The sequence below is a fragment of the Corynebacterium sp. HMSC065H09 genome (assembly GCF_001812845.1).
Classification (GTDB): Bacteria; Actinomycetota; Actinomycetes; order Mycobacteriales; family Mycobacteriaceae; genus Corynebacterium; species Corynebacterium jeikeium_D.
In genome coordinates this window covers 1-8,119 of sequence record NZ_KV810578.1, presented here as the reverse complement: position 1 = coordinate 8,119, position 8,119 = coordinate 1, and the positions used below count along the sequence as shown (strand labels likewise).

Sequence of the window (8,119 nt, the reverse complement as noted above, 5' to 3'; positions counted from 1 at the left end):
CGCCGAGCGGACACACTTTTTGCTACTTAACCCGTTCATAGCGTCTTCATGGGTGGGTTCGAATCCTTCTGGGGGCGCAAAAATAACCCGCCTGAACTGGTTTTATACCAGCATCAGGCGGGTTTTTACTTCTTAGTTCTTCTTGTTATCCGCAGGATCCGGGCGCAAGTAACGGTCGACCATGTCGACGACCTCTTCGACAGATTTCTTGTCTAGCGCCGCGTCTTTGCCATCCGGGCGCCACACCAGCACCATCGTCTGAATCAGACGGTAAATGTTGCGCGCAAGCAGATATGGATCGTGCTCGCGAATAGTGCCGTCTTCCTGCCCGTGACGGACACCGGGGAGAATGAACCTCTCCACAATTTCCATCTGCGTTTCGCTCATCTCTCCAGTGAGCACTTCTAATACGCGGTCAGGGTCTGTCTTGACTAGGCCAGGGAAAAAGTCACCTTCGATGATGCGTTGGACGACGATTCGAATACGCAGCAACATACGAGCGCGCGAATCGCCAGGGACATAACGGAGGCCCTCAAGCAGGTGCAGGATTTCGCGGTTGGTCACTTCCGCGAGAAGCTCACCGATATCGGCGTATCGACGATATACGGTCGGACGCGAAACCCCTGCCTTACGAGCAATTTCTGCAATCGAAGTCCTACGCAAGCCCACAGTCATTACGCTTTCGCGCGCAGCGGCAATGATGACATCATCGACGGATGGTTTCTGTGCCGCGGTGGTGCTTTGAGCAGCGTCGCCAACACGCCTCGTCTCATCCATGTAACTATTTCTCCCGTTGGAATCCGAACTCAGAAGTAATTTTATCAGGCAAATAGGTCGATTTAGTTCATGCCCCGTTGCCCAATTCTAAGATCTTTCGTTCCAGTTAATTTCGTTTCCCCCACAATTCGCTCCACAAACCACACGGCAATCCACACGCCCGACCACAGCACAATCCACATCGCTAAGCTGGGCGTAGTCAGCGTGTGCCCACAGCCCAGTCCGGGCACAAAATGAGGCGCACTGCCGAATCATGCCGAATCTCAGCGAAAGGTGAAATCATGGCTCAGCCCGATCCCGATCTCAAGCTCTCCCCTGAGCTCGACCGCATCGTGTGGATTGACTGTGAGATGACGGGCCTCGAACCCGAGCGCCACGTCATTGTCGAAATCGCGGCTCTCGTCACCGATGCCAACCTCAACGTCCTCGGGGAAGGCGTGGACATTGTCGTGCACGCGTCCGAGACCGAATTGGCGCAGATGGACGATTTCGTCACCAAGATGCATGCGAAGTCCGGCCTGGATCAGGAAATTCGCGACAGCAAGACTAATGTCGCCGACGCCGAACAGGCTGTTTTGGACTACATCCGTCAGTGGGTTCCTGAGCCCCGCACCGCTCCGCTGGCAGGCAACTCGATTGCCTCCGACCGCAAGTTCATTCACCGCTACATGCCAGAGCTCGACCAGTACCTGCACTACCGCATGATTGATGTCTCTTCCTTCAAGGAACTGGCCCGCCGCTGGTACCCCCAGGTTCTCAAGGGCGCTCCAGAAAAGGGTCTCGCTCACCGAGCTCTTGCAGATATCAAGGAGTCGATCCGCGAGCTGGACTACTACCGCCGCGCCATGCTTCTGCCCCACCCCGGCCCCGAAGGCGACGCTATTTCTGCCGCAAGCAAGGAATCGACGGAAAAGTACGGTGAGATTCGCGGCTAGCTCGCTTTACGACGACCCAAACCCCACCCTTTCCCAAATTCATCCGGGTTGACCTGCTGTTTTTGTTTCCAGCCCACTGTGGGCTACCATATAGTTCGCTGCAGAGATGAGCTGAGAAAACAGCTCCTTTAATGCGGTAATGGTGACTGTAGTTCAGTTGGTAGAGCACCAGGTTGTGATCCTGGGTGTCGCGGGTTCGAGTCCCGTCAGTCACCCCAAGTAGAACCCTCGGCCAGGTTTTTCCGGGCCGAGGGTTTTTGTGTTTCCGCCCGGCGCGTCGCCGGGGTGGGCCTTTTTGCTGCTAAGTCCCCCCCATAGTCACTACCGAGTAGCCACCAAGCCTGCATCCGCGGACTGCAGCTTGCCGTCAACCATCTCCACGATTCGGTCGGCACCGTGAAGCTGCCCCAGGTCGTGGGTGATGTACAGGGTGGCCACACCCATCTTCCGCGTCACATCCATAATCAGTCGCGTCACCGCCCCTGCACTCTTCTGATCCAAAGCCGCGGTCGGTTCGTCGACTAGCAGCACTTCCGGCTCATTCATCAGTGCGCGCGCAACATTGACGCGTGCCTGCTGACCACCGGAAAGCTGGCTCACGCGACGGTTTCCCAGCCCAGTCAGGCCGACTGCCTCTAGCAGCTCATCCGCGCGCTTCTCCGCTTCACGACGGCCACCCGCCGGCCACCCGAAAACACGGCCCAGTCGCCGCATTGCGATGAGCTGCTGCTTAACCGTCAGCGCTGGCAGAAGATTCGGCTGCTGGAAAACGATGCCGATGTGTTCGCGACGAATCTTGGCAGCATCCGCGCCGCGAGCGCTCAGATCAATGGCCTTCCTTTCCGCACTCTCGTCCGCGCCTGCACCGTTCGCGTCCTGCTTGTTGGAGTACAGCGTGACATGTCCGGTATCGGCACTCTTCAAACAACCTGCGATGGTCAACAGAGTCGACTTGCCGGAACCCGATGGTCCGACCAGTCCCACTACCTCGCCTGCCCGGATCTTCAGCGAGATGTCATCCAAAATGGTGCGTTTGTTGTCGCCATCTTGGACGGTCAGCGAGATGTTCTTTAGAGCGAGTGCCACGGGAGCCTGGTTGTCGATGTAGGTAGTCATTTTGTCCTCAATTCCTCAATTCCTCAGTTGCAGGTTGTGCATGATTAACGCGATGTGAGTGTTCTGTGGGAAGCCGCCGTGCTAGGCCGTACTAACGAGCCACTACGCATTCGCCAATGCGGTGGTCGGATCGACGCGGAATACCGGCACCAGTGCCAGCAGCGCACCAACTACGCCGGTCACGGCCAGAATGAGCCCCGGCACGACGGTCGTGGAAGCATCGACCACAATTGGCATGACGTCGCCGCTCTGCAGAGCCCAGCCCGCCGCTGCAGTCACCGCAACACCGCCGCCGACTCCGATTGCCAGCACGGCCAGGACCTGCGCCAGAGAGTCAGCCACCAGCACGGAGCGGGACGCACCGAGCGCCGAGGAAATGGCCACACCACGCAGTCGTTGAACAGTCCACACTGTGAAGAACGCGCCTACCACCAGCGCAGAAATCACATACAGCATCGAGGTCATCGCGTTCAGCGAGGTCTGCTCGCCCTGATAGGAAGCCGACAGGTTATTGCGCTCGCCGTCGCGCAGAATTGTTCCTTCCGGGACATTCGGCAGCTGCGTCGCAGACTCGTCGACAACCATCGCCGCCGGCACCATCTGCCCCGGCGTCAGGTCTTCCATCACACCGCGCCCGGCATAAATGACCGCTTGGTGATCCAGCCACTTATCCCCCGCCACGCGAGCAACGGTGGTCTCGTGCTCGCCCATCGCGCCAGATAGGGTCAGCGAGTCACCTTCCGCAATGGCGGTTTCACCGACACCGTCGGTGACGGCCACCTGGTCGTCGTTAAGCGAAAAGTCGGAGATGACGGTGACGGGCGTTTCATCGACGCGCGCACGACTGACGTAGACATCGCGGACGTTTGCGCCGTTGTCGCTCGCCCACGTCTGGACGCTCTTTCGCGCCGTCTCGCCGATACTTGACGACGACAGCGACGTGGCCCCCTCCGAGATGACGACGGCGTCGTTTTTGTCGTAGACCTCGTCCAGTGCGGAGACGGACTGGGCGGACAGGCCGGCGGCCAAAGCCGAGAGGAACGTGACCATCACAGCAATCATCCCGACGGTGATGGTGATCAGTGCGGCACGGCCTGGAGCGGCTCGAAGTTCTTTCATTGACTGGTACATACTCATTATGGTCGTGGATTCAAAGGCGGATTTAATCGCCAGGGAGGTTGAACTTCGTCTCCAACTTTCGGTTGATGTTGACAATTCCGGCTTGTCAGCGGTGTTTTGGCAGGTGGAACTGCCCTAAGCTCGAGAGCGTGGATACTCCTGAGACCCTGAATCGCAGCTGGCAATTACTGCGGTTTGCCCTGGATGTTTTGGTGCTGGTGCTGCTGGCGGTATGCGTGGTTCCGGATCCGCAGTGGCGAATCATCACCTATGCGGCGTGCTTTCTAGCGGTGTACATTGCAGGTTCCATTGGGCCGATTGGGCAGGCTCGGCATGGCAACGTAGCCAACGAGGTCGCGCTGACTAAGCCGCGTGGCCTGCTGTTGGGCTGGCTTGTGATTCTGCTGCTGTGCTGGGCGGCGTTGGCGTTTGCAACGCTGGACGCCTCGTTCCTGGTTTTCCCACTGTTTTTCGTAATTTTGCAGGTAACCGGCGGCCTTATGGCCGTAATCATGGTGGCGGCGACAACGGCGACGGCAATTGGCGCCATCGCTATCCATACTCCGCTGACATTTGGTGGTGTCCTCGGCCCCATTCTGGGTGGGACGTTTGTACTCACGGTGGGGCTGGGGTTCCGGCTCCTGCAGAAGGAGACTATCGAAAAGACCAAGGCGCTGGAGGAGCTCTCAGCTGCCCGCGCCCACTCGGAAGCACTGTCCCGTCGTGCCGGTGAGCTGGACGAACGCGCACGCCTCGCAGCCGATATTCATGACACCGTGGCGCAGGGGCTTTCCTCCATCCAGCTGCTGCTGCATTCGGTGGAGTCCCGCATGAAAAGTGCTCCCACTCAGCATGACCAGACCTCGGTGGATTCGCTACAGCTCGCCCGCAAGGTTGCGGCCGACAATCTCGCCGAGACCCGGCGCATCATCGCAGCACTTCAGCCGGCTCCCCTCGAAGGCGCAGACCTATCCGGTGCGTTGGAGAAGGTCTGCTCCTCCACGGTGCTGGGCGATGCTGTCAGCTTCTGCGTCGACGGCACACCCACGCGGCTGCCGGCCACCGTCGAAGCAACCATTATCAGGGTGGCCCAGGCGAGCTTGGCGAACGTCGTCAAGCATGCACACGCCACGCGTTGCCGTGTCACCCTGACCTACCAGCCCGACGAGGTTCTGCTCGACTGCGTCGACAACGGCATCGGCTTCGACCCCACCGCACCAACTAACGACGACAGCGTGGGGATCGCCAACGCGCGCCGACGCGTGGAGAAGCTCGGCGGCACCTTCACCATCGAGTCGGAACCGGGGCGTGGCTGCGGTGTCAGCGTCAGCATCCCGCACGAGCTCGCCTCTTAAAGTCCCGCGCCTGGTATGCAGGTAGGAAACGACCATTCACATCACCCGAGGAGTTAGCCAGGTGACCAAGCCCATCGGAGTCCTCATCGCCGACGATCACCCCATCGTCCGCGCTGGTCTTCGCGCAGTCGTTGAATCGGCGCCGGATATCGTCGTGGTTGGCGAGGCGGCCAGCGGTGACGAGGCGGTCGAGAAGGTGCGCGCATCGCTTGACGACGACTCTTGCGACCACATCGATCTGGTACTCATGGACCTTCGCTTTGGTGAGGCCCCTGGCACTGCTACCCGCGCAGGCGGAGTTGATGCCACCGCAGCCATCCGCGCACTGGCCGGGCGCGGCGCAAAGGCCCCAGAAGTGTTGGTGGTGACCAATTATTCTTCGGACTCCGATGTGCTCGGCGCTGTCACCGCAGGCGCAGTTGGTTATCTGCTGAAGGATGCCGCTCCGGAGGAGCTCATCGATGGTATCCGTCGTGCCGTTCGCGGCGAGACCGTGCTGAACACACAAGTGGCCGGGCGCTTGATGGGTCGGATGCGCAACCCCAGTACAGCACTAACCCCGCGCGAACTCGAAGTGCTCGAGTTGGTCGCGCGGGGTATGTCGAATAGAAAAATTGCAGAACAGCTGGTGCTCACCGAAGCGACTGTGAAATCGCATCTGGTACATATTTTCACCAAGCTAGACGTCAGCTCCCGCACCGCGGCTGTTGCTCGGGCGCAGGAGCTGGGAATGTTGGGTGATTAGGAAACGGACTAACCCGCGTGGCTTAAATGATGGCCTCACTTAGAGGACATGAGCTACCAGGAGCTGGTCTCGTCGGCGTTGCCCTTCTTCCAGGTCTCCCACGGAATGTTCCAGTCACCTAGTCCATCAACACCGGAGAGCGTCTCACCAATCGTATTCTTCACAATCACGATGTCACCGCGCTTAGTGTTGTCCAGGAACCACTTAGCGTTGGCGTCAGTGACGTTGATGCAGCCGTGAGACTGGTTGACGCTGCCCTGTGCCCACGTTGACCACGGTGCACCGTGGACGTAGATACCGGAGTAAGACATCTGCGTTGCATAGTTAACCGGCGTGACGTAGCCACCGTTTTCCAGAGACAGGCCGTAGGTACGAGAGTCCATCACCATGGTCTCGTTGCGATCACCGATGATGTACTGGCCATTCGGAGTCGGGTGAACATTCGACCCCATAGAGATAGGCATGGAGTTTACGACTTCACCGTTCCTCTTAATGACCATGGTCTTCGTCGCGTCATCAGCGATAGCAATGACTTCATCACCGATAGTGAAGCTGGTTTCGGCGGACTCCGCACCGTACATATCGTCACCAAGATCCGTGCCGTAAATATCGGACTTCACGGTAACCTTGGTCCCCGGCTTCCAGTACTCCTTTGGACGCCAGCGCACCTCACTGTTATTCAGCCAGTAGAAAGCGCCTTCCACCTTAGGCTCGGTGGTCACCTTAATTGCTTCCTCAGCAGCCTTGCGGTCCGAAATACTCGCGCTGAACTTCACAGCAATAGTCTGACCGACACCCACGGTGGAACCATCCAGCGGGGACAGGTAACCATTTACCTGAGAAGTCGGCTCGACGGTGGTGAAAGAAGTAGCCAGCTTTTCTGTGCCCGAGGTGGCGTTAATCTCATAGGTCTTTGAGTAGCCCAGGGGTTCTGCAGTGGTCCACTTGGTACCACTGGAGTCGAGCTTGCCCTTGACCTCTTTGCCCTCAGGGTTGGTCATAACAACCTTGTCCAGGTGATGTCCCTCTTCCACCTGAACCGAAATCGGGTCAACCACCGAAACATCGGTGGCGTCGTCCTTCACACTGGCGACAAGACCAACGTCTGGCTTCTCCGCCTCTTGCTGCTCGGCATTATCTCCGCCGACGGTACAAGCAGCTAGCGAGATGGTGGTCGCAAATGTCACCACCGCCATCGACAGGCGCTTAAAAGATTGCCGCATGATCGTGCTTCACTCCAACAGTGCAATTATTAAGTAGTAAGTCCCGGGGACACACTGCGACACACAGCGGAGTCCTGCTACAGCCCCTGGTGCGCCCTCGAAAAAGGTCAGACTGCCCTGCAGCGGCACTAGCCACCGATAAAACGCTCGCCCTAACTGAAAAGCCTTATTGACTGCCCAATCGCAGTCATCAACCCCTCACAGGGCGCAGCACGCAAAGTAGCCCAACGGTTCCTACAGTTAACCCTCTGGAAAATTGCTGTGCAACCCCAAAAAAACCGGGGCACTTCAACCGACCTGGGAAAACAGCGCCCCCTTGAAGCTGCGTTACCGAAAAGTAATCAGTTCGCTATTCAAAAGTGCCACCGGACGCTACCGAGCGTTACTGAACACTGCCGAACGTAACCGAACGCCACTGGGGCATCTACGCACGCTCCGACGTTGATGCCTTTGATACAGGCCCTACCCCACTTTGAGGATTTCCAAACTTTTTTTGAACTTTTTTCAAACGGTTGCGCAAAACCTTTCAAAAAACATGCAAAAACATCAATTCAAAAACAGCATCTGACCAGCCGATTTTACAAACAATCAGAAACCTGGTTATATATCTTCTCGTTGCCGGCGAGGAGCTCACACAGAGAGCACCAAGCAGGAAACAGTAAGCGCCATTAGCTCAACTGGCAGAGCAGCTGACTCTTAATCAGCGGGTTCGGGGTTCGAGTCCCTGATGGCGCACAATACAGACCGGGAAGGTAGAAATACCCTCCCGGTCTTTTTGTTGCACAACAAGCGCAGGTGCGGGTTAAACGACAAAATGGGGTTAAGTAAAGAAAAGTGTGTCTTTTCCGG

At 57.9% G+C, this 8,119-nt stretch carries 7 protein-coding genes and 2 tRNA genes; 5 read left to right on the top strand and 4 right to left on the bottom strand.

Annotated elements, in window-relative coordinates; translation table 11 throughout:
* Positions 1-132: 132 nt before the first annotated feature.
* Positions 133-777, bottom strand: coding sequence for a TetR/AcrR family transcriptional regulator (locus tag HMPREF2878_RS02600; RefSeq protein WP_069359324.1), 645 nt, complete (start codon positions 775-777; stop codon positions 133-135).
* 281 nt (positions 778-1,058) lie between these two features.
* Between HMPREF2878_RS02600 and orn the strand changes: the two genes are divergently transcribed.
* Both orn and HMPREF2878_RS02590 read left to right on the top strand, forming a co-directional pair.
* Positions 1,059-1,712, top strand: a complete 654-nt coding sequence (gene orn, locus HMPREF2878_RS02595; protein WP_069359325.1) for an oligoribonuclease — start codon at positions 1,059-1,061, stop codon at positions 1,710-1,712.
* Positions 1,713-1,854: 142 nt separating this feature from the next.
* Positions 1,855-1,930, top strand: a tRNA-His gene (locus HMPREF2878_RS02590).
* 103 nt (positions 1,931-2,033) lie between these two features.
* Here the strand turns inward: HMPREF2878_RS02590 and HMPREF2878_RS02585 are convergent.
* Entirely contained in the window at positions 2,034-2,828 is a 795-nt protein-coding gene (locus tag HMPREF2878_RS02585) for an ABC transporter ATP-binding protein (protein ID WP_069359094.1), read from the bottom strand.
* Positions 2,829-2,930: 102 nt separating this feature from the next.
* Complete coding sequence (locus tag HMPREF2878_RS02580) at positions 2,931-3,947, bottom strand: FtsX-like permease family protein (RefSeq protein WP_083310805.1); 1,017 nt, start codon at positions 3,945-3,947, stop codon at positions 2,931-2,933.
* Positions 3,948-4,096: 149 nt separating this feature from the next.
* Between HMPREF2878_RS02580 and HMPREF2878_RS02575 the strand changes: the two genes are divergently transcribed.
* Positions 4,097-5,302: a sensor histidine kinase gene (locus HMPREF2878_RS02575; protein WP_065421715.1), complete on the top strand. Its 1,206-nt coding sequence runs from the start codon at positions 4,097-4,099 to the stop codon at positions 5,300-5,302.
* Between the two features lie 61 nt (positions 5,303-5,363).
* Complete coding sequence (locus HMPREF2878_RS02570; protein WP_080985607.1) at positions 5,364-6,047, top strand: LuxR C-terminal-related transcriptional regulator; 684 nt, start codon at positions 5,364-5,366, stop codon at positions 6,045-6,047.
* Between the two features lie 53 nt (positions 6,048-6,100).
* Here HMPREF2878_RS02570 and HMPREF2878_RS02565 read toward each other — a convergent pair whose 3' ends face one another.
* The gene (locus tag HMPREF2878_RS02565; protein ID WP_070652789.1) at positions 6,101-7,270 is read right to left on the bottom strand and encodes a L,D-transpeptidase; all 1,170 of its coding nucleotides are present in this window, start codon (positions 7,268-7,270) and stop codon (positions 6,101-6,103) included.
* Between the two features lie 662 nt (positions 7,271-7,932).
* On the opposite strand from HMPREF2878_RS02565, the gene HMPREF2878_RS02560 reads away from it, so the two are divergent.
* Positions 7,933-8,005: transfer RNA gene (locus HMPREF2878_RS02560), tRNA-Lys, on the top strand.
* Positions 8,006-8,119: the final 114 nt, after the last annotated feature.